This is a genomic window from Pedococcus bigeumensis, assembly GCF_039531795.1.
GTDB classification, from domain to species: Bacteria; Actinomycetota; Actinomycetes; order Actinomycetales; family Dermatophilaceae; genus Pedococcus; species Pedococcus bigeumensis.
Genome location: NZ_BAAAQS010000001.1, coordinates 108,328 through 124,383 on the forward strand (window position 1 = coordinate 108,328; position 16,056 = coordinate 124,383).

General features: G+C 72.3%; 14 protein-coding genes. 12 read left to right on the forward strand and 2 right to left on the reverse strand.

What is annotated here, in order from left to right; genetic code table 11:
- The first annotated feature begins 65 nt into the window (after positions 1 to 65).
- From ABD262_RS00530 to menD, 3 genes are read left to right on the forward strand one after another with little or no spacing between them, the layout of a single operon-like run.
- Positions 66 to 422 (forward strand): hypothetical protein, encoded by a 357-nt coding sequence (locus ABD262_RS00530; RefSeq protein WP_344129566.1) that lies wholly within the window; start codon positions 66 to 68, stop codon positions 420 to 422.
- On the forward strand, positions 419 to 1,966 hold the full coding sequence (locus ABD262_RS00535; RefSeq protein WP_344129569.1) for a PGAP1-like alpha/beta domain-containing protein: 1,548 nt from the start codon (positions 419 to 421) through the stop codon (positions 1,964 to 1,966). The genes ABD262_RS00530 and ABD262_RS00535 overlap by 4 nt, the downstream gene beginning before the upstream one ends.
- Before the next feature lie 36 nt (positions 1,967 to 2,002).
- Positions 2,003 to 3,748, forward strand: a complete 1,746-nt coding sequence (gene menD, locus ABD262_RS00540) for a 2-succinyl-5-enolpyruvyl-6-hydroxy-3-cyclohexene-1-carboxylic-acid synthase (RefSeq protein WP_344129572.1) — start codon at positions 2,003 to 2,005, stop codon at positions 3,746 to 3,748.
- A gap of 44 nt (positions 3,749 to 3,792) precedes the next feature.
- On the opposite strand, the gene ABD262_RS00545 is transcribed toward menD, so the two are convergent.
- Complete coding sequence (locus tag ABD262_RS00545; RefSeq protein WP_344129575.1) at positions 3,793 to 4,443, reverse strand: HAD family hydrolase; 651 nt, start codon at positions 4,441 to 4,443, stop codon at positions 3,793 to 3,795.
- Between the two features lie 2 nt (positions 4,444 to 4,445).
- A complete protein-coding gene (locus ABD262_RS00550; RefSeq protein WP_344129578.1) occupies positions 4,446 to 5,738 on the reverse strand; it encodes an isochorismate synthase in 1,293 nt (430 codons plus the stop codon).
- A 75-nt stretch (positions 5,739 to 5,813) separates the two neighbouring features.
- Here ABD262_RS00550 and ABD262_RS00555 point away from each other — a divergent pair, with 75 nt between their 5' ends.
- The 9 genes from ABD262_RS00555 (at position 5,814) to ABD262_RS00595 (ending at position 16,053) form a co-directional block, all read left to right on the forward strand.
- The gene (locus ABD262_RS00555; protein WP_344129581.1) at positions 5,814 to 6,512 is read left to right on the forward strand and encodes a demethylmenaquinone methyltransferase; all 699 of its coding nucleotides are present in this window, start codon (positions 5,814 to 5,816) and stop codon (positions 6,510 to 6,512) included.
- A 100-nt stretch (positions 6,513 to 6,612) separates the two neighbouring features.
- Positions 6,613 to 7,947, forward strand: coding sequence for a geranylgeranyl reductase family protein (locus ABD262_RS00560; protein WP_344129584.1), 1,335 nt, complete (start codon positions 6,613 to 6,615; stop codon positions 7,945 to 7,947).
- Between the two features lie 109 nt (positions 7,948 to 8,056).
- Complete coding sequence (locus ABD262_RS00565; RefSeq protein WP_056924312.1) at positions 8,057 to 8,419, forward strand: NADH-quinone oxidoreductase subunit A; 363 nt, start codon at positions 8,057 to 8,059, stop codon at positions 8,417 to 8,419.
- A gap of 19 nt (positions 8,420 to 8,438) precedes the next feature.
- Positions 8,439 to 9,068: a NuoB/complex I 20 kDa subunit family protein gene (locus tag ABD262_RS00570; RefSeq protein WP_344129589.1), complete on the forward strand. Its 630-nt coding sequence runs from the start codon at positions 8,439 to 8,441 to the stop codon at positions 9,066 to 9,068.
- Positions 9,065 to 9,973, forward strand: coding sequence for an NADH-quinone oxidoreductase subunit C (locus ABD262_RS00575; RefSeq protein WP_344129591.1), 909 nt, complete (start codon positions 9,065 to 9,067; stop codon positions 9,971 to 9,973). Before ABD262_RS00570 ends, ABD262_RS00575 begins: the two co-directional genes overlap by 4 nt.
- Positions 9,973 to 11,331 (forward strand): NADH-quinone oxidoreductase subunit D, encoded by a 1,359-nt coding sequence (locus tag ABD262_RS00580; RefSeq protein WP_344129594.1) that lies wholly within the window; start codon positions 9,973 to 9,975, stop codon positions 11,329 to 11,331. Before ABD262_RS00575 ends, ABD262_RS00580 begins: the two co-directional genes overlap by 1 nt.
- Positions 11,331 to 12,236, forward strand: a complete 906-nt coding sequence (gene nuoE, locus ABD262_RS00585) for an NADH-quinone oxidoreductase subunit NuoE (RefSeq protein ID WP_344129597.1) — start codon at positions 11,331 to 11,333, stop codon at positions 12,234 to 12,236. The genes ABD262_RS00580 and nuoE overlap by 1 nt, the downstream gene beginning before the upstream one ends.
- A complete protein-coding gene (gene nuoF, locus ABD262_RS00590) occupies positions 12,233 to 13,546 on the forward strand; it encodes an NADH-quinone oxidoreductase subunit NuoF (protein WP_344129599.1) in 1,314 nt (437 codons plus the stop codon). Before nuoE ends, nuoF begins: the two co-directional genes overlap by 4 nt.
- Entirely contained in the window at positions 13,543 to 16,053 is a 2,511-nt protein-coding gene (locus tag ABD262_RS00595; protein ID WP_344129602.1) for an NADH-quinone oxidoreductase subunit G, read from the forward strand. The genes nuoF and ABD262_RS00595 overlap by 4 nt, the downstream gene beginning before the upstream one ends.
- Positions 16,054 to 16,056 lie beyond the last annotated feature (3 nt).

Sequence of the window (16,056 nt, forward strand, 5' to 3'; positions counted from 1 at the left end):
TCCGTGCTCCACAGCCGCGCTGTCGGGGACTGGGTGGCGGCCGCGGAGCGCGACAGCCTTGCGGCATGGTGGGGGACCCGGAACAGATCTGGCTGGTGGCCACCCGGCTGGGAGACGAGGCCGAGCGGGTGCGGTGGCTTGCGCGGCGGGTCGTCGGGGCAGGCGACGTCGCCTGGCGCTCGCCCACGGCGAGCCTGTTCCACTCACGGGTGGCCGAACGAGCCCACGGGCTGCGGCGGTGCGCGGTCGACCTCGAGACGGCGGCCCGGCTGGTCGAGGTCCACGCCCACGCCGTGTCGGTGGCGCGGTCGGAGCTCGCCCGGGTCGTCGCACGGGGCGCGGGGCTCCGCACTGGGCTGGGTGCGGGGCTGGGTGCCGGGCTCGGCGCGGGGCCGGGTGCGCGAGCGGCAGGGCGGGGGTGAGCAGTCGCGTCGCTGGGCTCCACGTGCGAGGTGGCAGCGGCGGGGTGGCCGTGGGGCTCGACGCACTCGACCAGGCGGCCCGGGCTCTGGCCGACGTCGCCGAGGAGGCCGCCGTGGTGGTCGGCCTGGTGGCCCGGGCCGCAGCCGATCCCGACGTGGTGGCTGGTGCCCTGCTCAGCCCGGCGACCGCGGCGGTGGCCGAGGCGGCCCTGGCCGAGGTGGTCGGCCCGCTCGGGCTCGGAGGCGAGCTGGCTGCCGTGCTGGCGCTGGCCGCCACGGTGCGAGCCGCAGTCGCCGCCTACCGCGGCGCCGAGGCGGCGGCTCTCGCCACGGTCGAGCGCGCCCAGGACGCCGTGTTGTTCGCCGCCGGCCGGATGGCTCCTGACCTGCTCGTCGGGGTCCTGGCGCTCGACGCCCTGGGGGTGGATGTGCCGGGTCTCCTCGACCGGACCGCCTTCGACCACCCGCTGGTCGCGGACCTCGCCGGTGGGGCGGAAGGACTGGTGCTGGGCCTGCGGTCGAACCCCCTCACCGCACCCCTGGTGCCGGTCCGTGGAGCACCGGCGGTCGGTGGCCCGGTCGGCTCGGCGGGTCCGGTCAGCTCGGTCGGCTCGGTCGGCTCGGTCGGCTCGGTCGGCCCGGCCCCGCCGCTGGGTGCCGGCGGGGCGGACCGCGACTACGAGCGTGCGGTGCAGACCCTCGCCGACTCGGCTGCGCTGTGGGGGCTGCTCGACGACCGCGGCCGGGCGCAGGTCACGGTCGAGCCGGTGCCGCGAGCCGGCGGCCGCGCGCCGCGAGACCTGCGCGACCTCGCCGCCGACCAGGGCAACGTCGGCGACGGCGAGGGCTACCCGGGCCACGTGCGCGTCATCGAGGTCCCTCAGCCCGGCGGGTCGGTGTGGGTGGTGGAGGTCAGCGGCACCCAGGACTGGGGCCTGCGGGCCGGCGGCTCCCCGTTCGACCTCACCACCGACGTGCGCTCGATGGCCCAGGCGTCCACCGTCCTCGCCGACGGCGTCCAGCAGGCCCTCGCCCGCGCCCAGGCCGACTCCGCGGGGCCTTCCCCGAGCAGCTCCGCGGCGCGCGGTGACGCGGTGATGCTGGTCGGGCACAGCCTCGGCGGGATCGCCGCTGCCGGACTGGCCGCGTCCCCGAGGTTCGCGGCGGAGCACCGGGTCACGCACGTCGTGACGCTGGGTGCTCCGGTGGCGCGGATGCCGGTGCCGACCTCCACCCAGGTCCTCTCCCTGGAGCACACCCGTGACCCCGTTCCCCGGCTCGACGGTGAGCGCAACCCCGACCGGGCGACGTGGGTGACCGTGACCCGCGACGTCCACGACCACGGTGCCGAAGGCGCCGAGGCGGCCGCGCGAGCGAGCCGGGCCCACGACCTGGACGCCTACGTCGAGACCGCCGGCCTGGTCGACGACTCCACCGATCCCTCGGTGGAGAGCTGGCGGGCGACCACTGCGCCGTTCTTCGACGGGGCGACCCACGGCGAGCCGGTGATCCGCGACTACCTCGTCAGGCGGGTCCGGCCGTGAGCCGGTCGTCGCGACGGTGGTGGCACAATCCGACCCGTGAACCCGTCCACCGCGCTCGCGACGGTCCTGGTGGACGAGCTGGTCCGCCGAGGGGTGCGCCACGCGGTGCTCTGCCCGGGCTCGCGTTCGGCTCCCTTGGCCTATGCCCTGCGCGAGGCGGAGCGGGCCGGCCGGATCGAGCTGCACGTGCGCGTCGACGAGCGGTCGGCCGGGTTCCTCGCGCTGGGCCTGGCCAAGCTCACCCGGGTGCCGGCCGTGGTGGTGACGACGTCGGGGACGGCCGTCGCGAACCTCCACCCGGCAGTGCTCGAGGCGCACCACGGGGTGGTGCCGCTGCTGGTGCTCTCGGCCGACCGTCCGGTCGAGCTGCGGGGGACGGGCGCCAACCAGACCACGGTCCAGCCCGGCCTCTTCGCCGACGCCGTGCGCTGGTCGGTCGACGTCGCTGCTCCGCAGCCGGTCGCGGGCGAGGTCGCCCGCTGGCGTGCGATCGGCGCGGACGCCGTCCGGCACGCCACGGGTGGGGCCGGCCCCGGGGAGCCGGGACCGGTCCACGTCAACGTCCAGCTGCGCGAGCCGCTCGTCCCGACCGACGACGCGCCCTGGCTCGAGCCCCTGGACGTGGGTGGTCCCGGGGGCCCGACCGAGGGTGCGACCGAAGCCGCACCTGCACCCGCACCCGCAGTCGCGGCGGGGGCGCCCGCGGTCCGCGACGTGTCGCGGGAGCCGGCCCGGACGCTCGTGGTGGTGGGCGACCTGCCCGAGCCCGACCAGTTCGACCGGGCCGTCCGGTGGGCCACCGCCAGGGGGTGGCCGGTGCTCGCCGAGCCCTGCGGCACCCATCCGCGAGGTGCGGTCGTGGCGCACGGGCCACTGGTCCTGTCCGACCCGTCATGGCTGGACGAGCACGCCCCTGACCGCGTGATCGCGGTCGGTCGGCTGACCCTGTCGCGTCCGGTCGCGGCCCTCCTGCGCCGACCCGGCGTGCGGGTCGAGGCGGTGGGGACCCACGCGTGGATCGTGTCGCGCCCCGAGGTCCAGGCCGTCCACCCGACCTCGGTGCTCGACCTGCCCGTCGACGGCGAGGGTCTGGACGGCGACGCGGTGTCCGGCGAGGACGGCTGGGCAGAGGCCTGGGCGGCGGCCGGCGACCGGGTGGCCGACGCGCTGCGGGAGCCGGCGCCGCTGTGGCCCAGTGGGGCGGCCGTGGCCGACGCGGTGCTGACGGGCCTGCCGGAAGGCGCCACCCTCTTCCTCGGCTCGTCGAGCTCGGTCCGCGACGTCGACCTCGCGGCACCCCGACGGGAGGCGCTGCGGGTGGTCGCGAGCCGCGGCCTCGCGGGCATCGACGGCTGCGTGTCGACCGCCGTCGGGCTGGCGCTGGCCGGGGCGTCCCCGACCTACGCCTTGATGGGCGACCTCACCTTCCTGCACGACTCCAACGGGCTCCTGGTCGGTCCGCTGGAGCGCCGCCCCGACCTCACCGTGGTCGTCACCAACGACGACGGCGGGGGGATCTTCACCCTCCTCGAGCCGGGGGAGCCCGACCGGTCCGCCGAGTTCGAGCGGCTGTTCGGCACCCCGACCGGCGCCGACCTGGCCGCCCTGTGCGCGGCCCACCACGTCACGCACCACACCATCGCGACCCGGGCCGAGCTCCTCGCAGGGCTCGCGAAAGCGCCGTCCGGCCTGACCGTCCTCGAGGTGCCGGTCGACCGCGCCGCTCACCGCGACCAGCACGCCCGACTGCGCGAACGCGCGGCAGCGGCCCTTCGGCCCTGACCGCTACCTCGGCCCGCCGCTTCCTCGAAGGTGGCGCCGGCCCCTCAGGGGTGGCGACGCAGCGGCATACCGCGGGCGATGAGGTCCTCGCGCAGGTGCTCGGGACCGGTGAAGTGGACCGCGTCCAACCCCGTCTCGGCGGCGGCGGAGACGTTGGCCGGGCTGTCGTCAATGAAGATGCAGTCGTCGAGACCGGCCCGATGGCTGACGCGCTCCTCGAGCACCTCGAAGATCTCGGGGTCGGGCTTGGCCACGCCCTCCTCGCCCGAGACGATGATGTCCTCGAACAGGTCGAGGAAGTCGAACCGGTCGAGCGCCACCGGGAAGAGGTCGGCCGACCAGTTCGTCAGCGCGAAGAGCGGCACGTCGGCGGCGTGCAGCTCGCGCAGGATCTCGACGCTCCCCTCCACCTCGCCGACCAGCGAGGCGCCGAAGTGCTCGCGGTAGGCGACGATCTCCTGCGCGTAGTGCGGGTGCGAGGCGAGCGCGACCCGCTCGGCCTCGTCGAGCCCGCGCCCCGCGTCGTTGGCGCGGTTCCAGGCGGCGAAGTCGAAGTCGGGGTCGGTCACGAAGGCCCGGGCCCGCTCGGGGCCGACTGCGACCGCGACGGCCGCCGCCGGGTCCCAGGTGATCAGGACGTTGCCGAGGTCGAAGACGACGGCGTCGGCGGGCCGGGGACCGAGGCCGTCCGTCATGGTCAGCGCACCGTCAGGGCGTCACGCATCGGCACGAGCTTCGCGTCGGACTCGGCGACCTCGGACTCGGGGTCCGACCCGGCAACGATCCCGCAGCCGGCGAAGAGCCGCATGGCCGACGGGTCCGTGGGCTCGAAGGCCCCGCACCGCAACGCGATCCCCCACTCGCCGTCACCACTGGCGTCCATCCAGCCCACCGGTCCGGCGTAGCGTCCGCGGTCCATGCCCTCGAGCTCGCTGATCACCTCGTCGGCGACGGACGACGGTGTGCCACAGACGGCTGCGCTCGGGTGGAGGGAGGCGGCGAGGGTCAGCGACGTGGTGCGGTCGGCCAGCACCCCGGCGACGTCGGTCGCCAGGTGCATGACGTTGGACAGGTGCAGGACGAACGGCGCCTCGGGGACGTTGGTCGACGAGCAGTGCGGGCGCAGTGCGTCGGCCACGGAGCGCACGGCGTACTCGTGCTCCTCGAGGTCCTTGCTCGACCGGGCCAGCGAGGCGGCCAGCGCCAGGTCGTGCTCGTCGTCGCCGGTCCGGCGGATGGTGCCGGCGAGCACCCGTGAGGTGACCAGCCCCTTCTCGAGCCGCACCAGCATCTCGGGGGTGGCCCCCACGAGGCCGTCCACGGCGAAGACCCAGGTGGTGTCGTAGCGCTCGGCGAGCCGGGCCAGGAGCCAGCGGGCATCGATGGGCGAGTCCGCACTCACCCGCAGGTCACGCGCGAGCACCACCTTGTCGAGGCCGCCAGCGGTGATCCGGTCCACCGCACGGCCGACCGCGCCGGCCCACGCGGCCGGTGGGAGCGCCCCGTCGGCGAAGCGCACACCGGACGGCTCGCGCGGCTCCGACTGCTGCGGCACCACCGGGGTCGGCAACTCCGCGCCCGTGCCGATGGTGGTCACCCACCACTGGCCGTCGCGGGCGCCCACCACGACCTCGGGGACGACGAGGGTCGCCCCCGCGGGTGAGTCCGCGGCATACGAGATCGAGCCGAAGGCGACGGGACCGGTGCCGGGGAGGGCAACGTCGTTGCGCACGACGGCGCCGTCGACCACGTCACGCCACCACGCCTCGGCCTGCTCGAACCGGTCGGGTCCGTGGGCGGTGAACTCCAGCGCGCGTCCCCAGCCGACCAGGCCCTCGCCGCGCCGCACCCAGCTGACCAGCTCGGTGGGATCGGCCCGGTCAGGGAGCAGGCCCAAGAGGGTGCCGGGGTCGTGCAGGGCCACGGTGCGGGCGACGACGGGCGAACCCGCGGGTCGGCCCGCCTGCTGGGGCGTGGGAAGGCTGGTCATGTCGGGGAAAGCCTACGGCGCGAGCTGCGGGCGGCCGCGAGAGGTGGCCGACCGGGCGGATGGGAGGATGACGCCATGACCCGCGCCAGCCTCGACAAGGACCCCCGTGACGTCGCCGCGATGTTCGACGACGTGGCCGGCAAGTACGACCTGACCAACGACGTCCTGTCCCTGGGGCAGGACCGGTTGTGGCGCCGGGCGGTCCTCAAGGCGGTCGACGCCCAGCCGGGCGAGACGGTGCTCGACATCGCCGCTGGCACCGGCACGAGCAGTGAGCCGTTCGCCGACCGGGGAGTCAACGTGGTGCCGGCCGACTTCTCGCTCGGGATGCTCCGCGTGGGCAACCGCCGCCGCCCCGACCTCGGGTTCACCGCCGCCGACGCGATGCGGCTGCCGTTCGCGGACGACAGCTTCGACGCGGTGACGATGTCGTTCGGGCTGCGCAACGTCGCGAGTGTCGAGCAGGCGCTCGGCGAGTTCCTGCGCGTGACCAGGCCGGGTGGGCGGCTCGTGGTCTGCGAGTTCAGCCAGCCGGTCAACGGGGCGTTCCGCAAGGTCTACACCGAGTACCTCATGCGCTCGCTGCCCCCGATCGCCCGCAAGGTCAGCAGCAACCCCGAGTCCTACGTCTACCTGGCCGAGTCGATCCAGGCCTGGCCGGCGCAGCGCGAGCTGGGGGAGCGGATCGCCGCTGCCGGCTGGGGCGAGGTGGGCTGGCGCAACCTGACCGGGGGCATCGTGGCCCTGCACCGGGCGACCGGACCGCTCGCCTGAGGCCGGGTAAGGCACCCCTCACTGGTGACCTGGAGCCGGGTCGGGAATAGACTCCCCACTCGGTAGTTCGTGAAGACGTTCACAAGCGTGTGAGGCAGGCGTGACAGACACCATCAGCGAGGCCACGGGAGGCACTCCCGCAGCCGGCGCACCCACCGAGACCGCCGACGTGATCGTCGTCGGTGCCGGCCCCGCGGGGACGGCCACCGCGGCGTACCTCGCCATGGCGGGGCTGGACGTCCTGGTGCTGGAGAAGACCGCCTTCCCGCGCGAGAAGGTCTGCGGCGACGGGTTGACCCCGCGCGCCGTGAAGGAGCTCATCACCCTGGGCATCCCCACGCCCGAGGACGACGGCTGGATCAAGAACCACGGCCTGCGGATCATCGGCGGCGGAATGCGGCTGTCCCTCCCGTGGCCCGACCTCGCGAGCTTCCCGCCCTACGGCCTGGTCCGCACCCGCCAGGACTTCGACGACATCCTGGCCAAGCACGCGGTCAAGCACGGCGCGCGCCTGCGCGAGTCCACCAACGTGACCGGCCCCATCCTCGACGCCAAGGGCTCCATCGTCGGCGTCACCGCCAAGGCGGTGGACGAGAAGGGCCGCTCGACCGGCCCCGAGCTGCGGTATGCCGCGCCGCTGGTCGTCGCCGCGGACGGCAACTCCTCGAGGCTGTCCCTCTCGATGGGCCGGGAGAAGCGTGAGGACCGCCCCATGGGGGTGGCCGTGCGCACCTACTACACGAGCCCCCGCCACGACGACGACTACCTCGAGTCCTGGCTCGAGCTGTGGTCCACCGACGACCACGGCAAGAAGGTCCTCCTGCCCGGCTACGGCTGGATCTTCGGTGTCGGCGACGGCACCTCCAACGTCGGCCTGGGCATCCTCAACACCTCCAGCGCCTTCGGCAAGACCGACTACAAGGACGTCATGCGTCGCTGGGTCGCGACCATGCCCGAGGAGTGGACGTACAACGAGGAGACCATGGTCGGCCCGATCCGGGGCGCGGCGCTGCCGATGGGCTTCAACCGGCAGCCGCACTACGCCGACGGCCTGCTCCTGGTCGGCGACGCGGGTGGCATGGTCAACCCGTTCAACGGCGAGGGCATCGCCTACGCGATGGAGTCCGGACGCCTCGCCGCCGAGGTGATCGCCCAGGCGTTCGCCCGCGGCACCGACGCCCAGCGCGAGCGTGTCCTGCAGTCCTACCCCACGGTGATGGCCGACGCGCTCGGTGGCTACTACACGCTCGGTCGCTACTTCGCGAAGATGATCGGCAACCCCGAGGTCATGCGGTTGGCGACCAAGTACGGCCTGCCGCGCACGACCCTGATGAAGTTCCTCCTCAAGGTGATGGCCAACCTCGCCGAGCCCCACGGAGGCGACGCGTCCGACCGCCTCATCACCGCCCTGTCGAAGATGGCGCCGGACGCATGACCCGGCGTGCATTCTCTGGCGGCGCCCCTAGGATTGGGCCGCACCGCAGGCGTGTGACCGGCGACACACCTGACAACCGCAGCGACGACAGAAAGGGAGTGGCACGGCGATGAGCAACCCCTACGTCCCGTTGCTTTTCCTGTTGGCCATCGGTGGCGGGTTCGCCGTCTTCTCGGTCGGCGCCGCCGCGGTCTCGGGCCCCAAGCGCTACAACCGCGCCAAGCTCGACGCCTATGAGTGCGGCATCGAGCCGACGCCGCAGGCGGCTGGCGGTGGCCGCGTGCCGATCAAGTACTACCTGACCGCCATGCTCTTCATCATCTTCGACATCGAGTCGGTGTTCCTCTATCCCTTCGCGGTGGCCTTCAACCAGCTCGGCCTCTTCGCGCTGGTGGAGATGGTGCTGTTCATCCTGACCGTGTTCGTGGCCTACGCCTACGTGTGGCGCCGCGGCGGCCTCGAGTGGGACTGACGAGGGACTAGGAACCAATATGGGAATCGAAGAGAAGCTGCCCGCGGGCTTCCTGCTGACCACGGTCGAGCAGGTCGCCGGCTACATGCGCAAGAGCTCGGTCTGGCCGGCGACGTTCGGCCTCGCCTGCTGCGCCATCGAGATGATGGCCGTCGGCACGCCCGACTACGACATCGCCCGGTTCGGGATGGAGCGGTTCTCCGCGACCCCGCGCCAGGCCGACCTGATGATCGTGGCCGGCCGGGTCAGCCAGAAGATGGCGCCCGTCGTCCGCCAGGTCTACGACCAGATGCCCGAGCCCAAGTGGGTCATCTCGATGGGTGTCTGCGCCAGCTCCGGCGGCATGTTCAACAACTACGCCATCGTCCAGGGCGTCGACCACATCATCCCGGTCGACGTCTACCTGCCCGGCTGTCCGCCCCGCCCCGAGATGCTGCTCAACGCGATCATCACGCTGCACGAGCAGATCCAGAACTCCAAGCTGGGGGTCAACCGGGTCGCCGCCGCGCGGGCCGCGGAGGCCGCCGCCCTGGCCGCCACCCCCACCCACCAGATGACCGGCCTGCTCGCCCAGGGGGCCGGCAGCAGCACCACCCATGCGCACGGCCACCTGCACGGCACCGATGTGGCACACGGTGGTGTGGCATGAGCGAAGCGACCAACGACGCAGCCGACGAGAGCAAGGACGCCCCCGCCGAGGACCCCACGAAGGCCACGGCCAACAGCAACGTCGACGGCACCAAGAGCGACGACGCGGCGGTCGACCAGGGCGACGGCCCCGAGCAGCCGGCGCCCGTCGCCGCTGCGTCGACCATCGGCGTCCAGCCGGGTGAGGTCGTCGACCGCGACACCGACGAGCGCCTCCCGGCCGCCCCCGGCACCGCACCCGACCCCGTGGTCGTGGGTGAGCGACGTGGCATGTTCGGCGTGACCGACACCGGTGACACCAGCGGCTACGGCGGCATGGTCAGCCCGATCCTGTTTCCCGGTGCGGCGGTCCGCCCCTACGGCGGCTACTTCGACGAGGTCGCCGACCAGCTCGAGCGCGGCCTCGCGGGCGGCTCGGCCTCCTACGCCGAAGCCGTCGAGCGCGTCGTGGTCGACCGCGGCGAGATGACGTTGTTCGTGCGGCGCGAGCACCTGCCGGCCGTCGCCCGCGCGCTGCGTGACGACCCTGCCCTCCGCTTCGAGATGTGCACCGGCGTCTCCGGCGTCCACTACCCCCACGAGGCGGACCGCGAGCTGCACGCCGTCTACCACTTCCTGTCGATCACCCACGGCGGTCGCCGAGTCCGCGTCGAGGTCACCTGCCCCGACTCCGACCCGCACATCCCGTCGATCGTCGAGATCTACCCGGCGAACGACTGGCACGAGCGCGAGACGTGGGACATGTTCGGCATCGAGTTCGACGGCCACCCGTCGCTCACCCGCATCCTCATGCCCGACGACTGGCCGGGCCACCCGCAGCGGAAGGACTACCCCCTCGGCGGCATCCCCGTCGAGTACAAGGGCGCCACCGTCCCGCCGCCGGACCAGCGGAGGTCTTACAGCTGATGACGACCAACTCGACCAACACCGACATCTACGCCACCTCGGGGGCCGACACGGCCGCCGCGCAGGGTGCGCACGTCTTCAACGCCACCGGCGGTGACTGGGACCAGCTCGTCGACGAGGCGGCTGCCCTCCACGAGGAGCGGATCGTCGTCAACATGGGTCCGCAGCACCCGTCGACGCACGGCGTGCTCCGCCTCATCCTCGAGCTCGACGGCGAGACGGTGACCGAGACCCGTGCGGGCATCGGCTACCTCCACACCGGCATCGAGAAGAACATGGAGTTCCGCACCTGGACGCAGGGCGTGACCTTCTGCACCCGGATGGACTACCTCACGCCGTTCTTCAACGAGGCCGTCTTCTGCCTCTCGGTCGAGAAGCTGCTCGGCATCACCGACCAGATCCCCGAGCGGGCCAGCACGATCCGCGTGCTGCTGATGGAGCTCAACCGGATCACCTCCCACCTCGTCGCCCTCGCGACCGGTGGCATGGAGATGGGCGCCACGACCGTCATGACGGTCGGCTTCCGCGAGCGCGAGCGCATCCTGGCGATCTTCGAGATGGTCACCGGGCTGCGCATGAACAACGCGTTCATCCGCCCCGGTGGTGTCGCCCAGGACCTCCCGCCCGGCGCGATCGACAAGGTCCGCGACACGATCCCGTTGGTGCGCAAGGGACTCGGTGAGCTCGAGCTGCTCCTCAACGAGAACCCGATCCTCAAGGGACGCACCGTCGACGTCGGCTACCTCGACCTCTCGGGCTGCATGGCGCTGGGCATCACCGGTCCGGTGCTGCGCTCGACCGGCCTGCCCCACGACCTGCGCAAGCTCGACCCCTACTGCGGCTACGAGACCTACGACTTCGACGTCATCACCCGCACCGAGTCCGACGCCTACGCCCGGCTGCGGATCCGCATCGACGAGATGTACGAGTCGCTCAAGATCGCCGAGCAGTGCATCGACCGCCTCCAGGCCAACCCCGGCCCGGTCATGGTCGAGGACAAGAAGATCGCCTGGCCGGCGCAGCTGGCGATCGGCGGCGACGGCATGGGCAACAGCCTCGACCACATCCGCGAGATCATGGGCACCTCGATGGAGTCCCTGATCCACCACTTCAAGCTGGTCACCGAGGGCTTCCGGGTGCCTCCGGGCCAGGCCTACGTCGCCGTGGAGAGCCCCAAGGGCGAGCTCGGCTGCCACGCGGTGTCCGACGGCGGCACGCGCCCCTACCGCGCGCACTTCCGTGACCCGTCGTTCAACAACCTGCAGGCCACGGCTGCGATGTGCGAGGGCGGCCAGATCGCTGACGTCATCGTCGCCGTCGCCTCGATCGACCCCGTCATGGGAGGCGTGGACCGCTGATGGAGCACTACGGATTGCAGACCGCAGCGGGTCACCTCACGGTGGCTGCCGAGTCCAAGGAGCCGTATGCCGCGGACGTCCTGGCGGCGCTGCACGAGGACGCCGCCCAGGTCGTCGCGAAGTACCCGCAGAAGCGGTCCGCGCTGCTGCCGCTGCTGCACCTCGTGCAGTCGGTCGACGGCTACGTCACCGGCCGGGGCATCGACTTCTGCGCCGACGTGCTCGACCTGACGACCGCCGAGGTCTCGGGCGTCGCGACGTTCTACACGCAGTACAAGCGCCACCCCAACGGCGAGTACACCGTCGGCATCTGCACCAACACCCTCTGCGCGATCATGGGTGGCGACCAGATCTGGGACGAGGTCTCCGAGCACCTCGGCATCGGCCACGACGAGACCACCCCCGACGGCAAGGTGACCCTCGAGCGGGTCGAGTGCAACGCCGCGTGCGACTTCGCCCCCGTGGTGATGGCCAACTGGGAGTTCTTCGACAACCAGACGCCCGACTCGACCAAGCAGCTCGTCGACGACCTGCGCGCGGGCAAGGACGTCAAGCCCAGCCGCGGCCCTTCGAAGGTGTGCACCTTCAAGCAGGTCTCGCGCGTGCTGGCCGGCTTCCACGACGGCCTGGCCGACGAGGGTGTCGGCGCCGGTCACGCGAGCCTGGAGGGTCTGAAGCTCGCCCACGAGCGCGGCTGGACCGCCCCGGACGGCAAGGCCGGCGAGACGGCCAACGCCGACCAGCAGCCCGAGGCGACGTCCGACGAGACGGCGCCCGGGCGGCATACCTCCACCGACAGCGCGGCCAACGCGCCCGGTGAGGCGGTCGACGACAAGCCGGCCACGCTCTTCGACGAGAACAACGACAAGGGCGGCGACAAGTCCACCGGGAAGGACGAGTCATGAGCACCACGCTGACCCCGATCCTCACGAAGTTCTGGGACGACCCGCAGTCGTGGACGCTCGAGACGTACGAGCGCAACGAGGGCTACCAGGCGCTGAAGAAGGCGCTGGCGATGAACCCCGCCGACCTCGTGCAGATGACCAAGGACTCCGGCCTGCGCGGTCGTGGTGGCGCCGGCTTCCCGACCGGCATGAAGTGGGGCTTCCTGCCCCCGCCGGACGGCGGCCCCCGCTACCTCGTCGTCAACGCCGACGAGTCCGAGCCGGGCACCTGCAAGGACATCCCGCTGATGATGGCGGCGCCGCAGTTCCTCATCGAGGGCTGTGTCATCACGTCCTTCGCGATCGGCTGCAACCACGCCTTCATCTACCTGCGTGGTGAGGTCGTGCACGTCTACCGCCGCCTGCTGCGCGCGGTGGAGGAGGCGTATGCCGCGGGCCACCTCGGCAAGAACATCCACGGCTCGGGCTTCGACCTCGACATCACCGTGCACGCGGGCGCCGGCGCCTACATCTGTGGCGAGGAGACCGCGCTGCTCGACAGCCTCGAGGGCCGTCGCGGCCAACCGCGCCTCAAGCCGCCGTTCCCCGCCGTGGCCGGGCTCTACGCCCGCCCGACCGTCGTGAACAACGTCGAGTCGATCGCGTCGGTCCCGCCGATCCTGCTGCACGGCGCCGACTGGTTCTCCGGCATGGGCACCGAGAAGTCGCAGGGCTTCGGCATCTTCAGCCTCTCGGGACACGTCAAGCGTCCCGGCCAGTACGAAGCACCGCTCGGCATCACGCTGCGCGAGCTGCTCGACATGGCCGGCGGCATGCGCGACCCCAACAAGAAGCTCAAGTTCTGGACGCCGGGCGGGTCCTCGACGCCGATCTTCACCGACCAGCACCTCGACGTCCCGCTCGACTTCGAGTCGGTGGCCGCGGCCGGCTCGATGCTCGGCACCCGGGCGCTGCAGATCTTCGACGAGACCACGTGCGTGGTGCGCGCCGTCGACCGCTGGACCGACTTCTACAAGCACGAGTCCTGCGGCAAGTGCACGCCGTGTCGTGAGGGCACCTGGTGGCTCAAGCAGATCCTCGGCCGGCTCGAGCACGGGCAGGGGTCCGAGGAGGACCTCGAGAAGCTGGTCGACATCTGTGACAACATCCTCGGCCGGGCGTTCTGCGCGCTCGGTGACGGTGCCACCAGCCCGATCACGAGCAGCATCCAGTACTTCCGTGAGGAGTACCTCGAGCACCTCACTCGCGGGGGCTGCCCGTTCAACCGTCGAGACTCCACCCTGTTCGCCAAGGATTCGGTATCCGCATGAGCGTCACGACCAGCCCCGCCTCCGGAGGCAACGCCGTCAGTTCCGGAGGCGATGCCTCGACTCCGCCGCCCGTCGACGAGGTGAACCTCACCATCGACGGCGTGCCGGTGGCCGTCCCCAAGAACACCTTGGTGATCCGCGCCGCCGAAGCGGTCGGCGTGCAGATCCCGCGGTTCTGCGACCACCCGCTGCTCGAGCCGGTCGGCGCCTGCCGCCAGTGCCTCGTCGAGGTCGCCACCCCCGGCCCCGACGGACAGCTGCGGCCGATGCCGAAGCCGCAGGCTTCGTGCACCATCACGGTGACCGAGGGCATGGAGGTCAAGACACAGCAGACCTCCAAGGTCGCTGACAAGGCGCAGCAGGGGCAGATGGAGTTCCTGCTCATCAACCACCCGCTCGACTGCCCGGTCTGCGACAAGGGCGGCGAGTGCCCCCTCCAGAACCAGGCGATGAGCAACGGGCGCGCGAAGTCCCGCTTCGAGGACGTCAAGCGCACCTATCCCAAGCCGATCAACATCTCCTCGCAGGTGCTGCTCGACCGCGAGCGCTGCGTCCTGTGCGCCCGCTGCACCCGCTTCTCCGACCAGATCGCCGGTGACCCGTTCATCGCGCTGGTCGAGCGTGGCGCCCTCCAGCAGGTCGGCATCTACGAGGAGCAGCCGTTCGAGTCCTACTTCTCCGGCAACACGGTGCAGATCTGCCCGGTGGGCGCGCTCACCGGTGCGGCCTACCGCTTCCGCAGCCGCCCGTTCGACCTCGTGTCGACCAAGAGCGTGTGCGAGCACTGCGCCTCCGGCTGCTCCATCCGCACCGACCACCGTCGCGGCGCCGTCCTGCGGCGGATGGCCGTCAACGACCCGCTGGTCAACGAGGAGTGGAACTGCGACAAGGGCCGCTGGGCCTTCCAGTACGCCTCGACCGGTGACCGTTTCGAGTACCCGCTGGTGCGTGACGAGTCCGGCGAGCTCCAGGTCGCGTCGTGGCCCGAGGCCCTCGAGGTGGCGGCGCGCGGTCTCGCGGCGGCCAAGGGCGTCGGCGTCCTGACCGGCGGCCGGGTGTCCGTCGAGGACGCCTACGCCTACGGCAAGTTCGCCCGCGCCGTCCTCGCGACCAACGACATCGACTTCCGCGCGCGCCCGCACTCCGCAGAGGAGGCCGACTTCCTGGCTGCCTCGGTGGTGGCGACCGGACCTTCGGGTGACGGAGCAGGCGCAGGGGCGGTGACGTATGCCGACCTCGAGCAGGCCGCGACGGTCGTCCTCGTGGGCTTCGAGCCCGAGGAGGAGAGCCCGATCGTCTTCCTGCGGCTGCGCAAGTCCGCGCGCCGCGGCAAGACCGCCGTGTATGCCGTGGCGCCGTTCGAGACGCGCGGCCTCACCAAGCTGAACGGCACCCTCATCCCGTCCGCCCCCGGTACCGAGGCCGAGGTGCTGCGCGCCCTGGCCGACGGTGTGACCGGTGACGGTGCGGCGGCCAAGGCCGCCCAGGCCCTCGAGACCCCGGGTGCGATCGTGCTCGTCGGCGAGCGGCTGGCCACCGTGCCGGGCGCCCTGTCGGCCGCCGCCGCCCTCGCCGCGTCCGCCGGGGCCCGCGTGGCCTGGGTGCCGCGTCGTGCCGGGGAGCGGGGAGCCCTCGAGGCCGGTGCGCTCGCCACGATGCTGCCCGGCGGCCGTCCGGTCGCCGACCCGGCCGCGCGCCAACAGGTCGCCGAGGCCTGGGACGTCGTCGGTCTGCCCGACGTGCCCGGTCGCGACGGCGCCGGCATCGTCCGCGCTGCCACGACCGGTTCGATCAACGCCCTGGTCGTCGGTGGCGTCGACGCCGCCGACCTCGCCGACCCGCGCGCCGAGGAAGCCCTGGCCAAGACCTTCGTCGTGTCGCTGGACTTCCGGCCCTCGTCGGTGACCGCGGTCGCCGATGTCGTGCTGCCGGTGGCCCCGCAGGCCGAGAAGGGCGGCACGTACGTCGACTGGGAGGGCCGCCCGCGGTCCTTCGAGCCGGCCCTCGACACCGCGGCCCTGTCCGACTACCGCGTCCTCGACATGCTGGCCAACGAGATGGGCGCCTTCCTCGGCACCCGCACGCTGGCCGAGATCCGGCGCGAGATGACCGCCCTCGGGCCCTGGACCGGCGAGCGCCCCGGCGCCCCCGCGGTCCCGGTGGCCGAGGTCCCGAGCGCCGGTGAGGGTCAGCTCGTGCTGGCCACCTGGCACCACCTGCTCGACCGGGGGTCGCTGCAGGACGGCGAGCCGTTCCTGGCCGGCACCGCGGCCAAGGCCCGTGCGCGGGTGTCCACAGCCACGGCCGAGCTCTTCGGCCTCGCGGACGGCGACACCGTCACGGTCTCCAACCGCCGCGGTGCGGTGTCCGCCCGCGTCGCGGTCACCGAGGGCATGGTCGACCACGTCGTCTGGCTCCCGACGAACTCCGACGGCTGCACCGTCCGCGCCTCGCTGGGGGCGGTCTCCGGTGACGTCGTGACCGTCACGAAGGGAGGCGCCCAGTGAGCA

Bases quoted from the DNA above. Each gene is read 5' to 3' on its own strand.
- ABD262_RS00545 (WP_344129575.1), bottom strand. From the start codon at position 4,443: ATGACGGACGGCCTCGGTCCCCGGCCCGCCGACGCCGTCGTCTTCGAC.
- ABD262_RS00570 (WP_344129589.1), top strand. From the start codon at position 8,439: ATGGGAATCGAAGAGAAGCTGCCCGCGGGCTTCCTGCTGACCACGGTC.
- ABD262_RS00575 (WP_344129591.1), top strand. From the start codon at position 9,065: ATGAGCGAAGCGACCAACGACGCAGCCGACGAGAGCAAGGACGCCCCC.
- ABD262_RS00595 (WP_344129602.1), top strand. From the start codon at position 13,543: ATGAGCGTCACGACCAGCCCCGCCTCCGGAGGCAACGCCGTCAGTTCC.
- ABD262_RS00555 (WP_344129581.1), top strand. From the start codon at position 5,814: ATGACCCGCGCCAGCCTCGACAAGGACCCCCGTGACGTCGCCGCGATG.
- ABD262_RS00580 (WP_344129594.1), top strand. From the start codon at position 9,973: ATGACGACCAACTCGACCAACACCGACATCTACGCCACCTCGGGGGCC.
- ABD262_RS00530 (WP_344129566.1), top strand. From the start codon at position 66: ATGGTGGGGGACCCGGAACAGATCTGGCTGGTGGCCACCCGGCTGGGA.
- nuoF (WP_344129599.1), top strand. From the start codon at position 12,233: ATGAGCACCACGCTGACCCCGATCCTCACGAAGTTCTGGGACGACCCG.
- nuoE (WP_344129597.1), top strand. From the start codon at position 11,331: ATGGAGCACTACGGATTGCAGACCGCAGCGGGTCACCTCACGGTGGCT.
- ABD262_RS00550 (WP_344129578.1), bottom strand. From the start codon at position 5,738: ATGACCAGCCTTCCCACGCCCCAGCAGGCGGGCCGACCCGCGGGTTCG.
- ABD262_RS00565 (WP_056924312.1), top strand. From the start codon at position 8,057: ATGAGCAACCCCTACGTCCCGTTGCTTTTCCTGTTGGCCATCGGTGGC.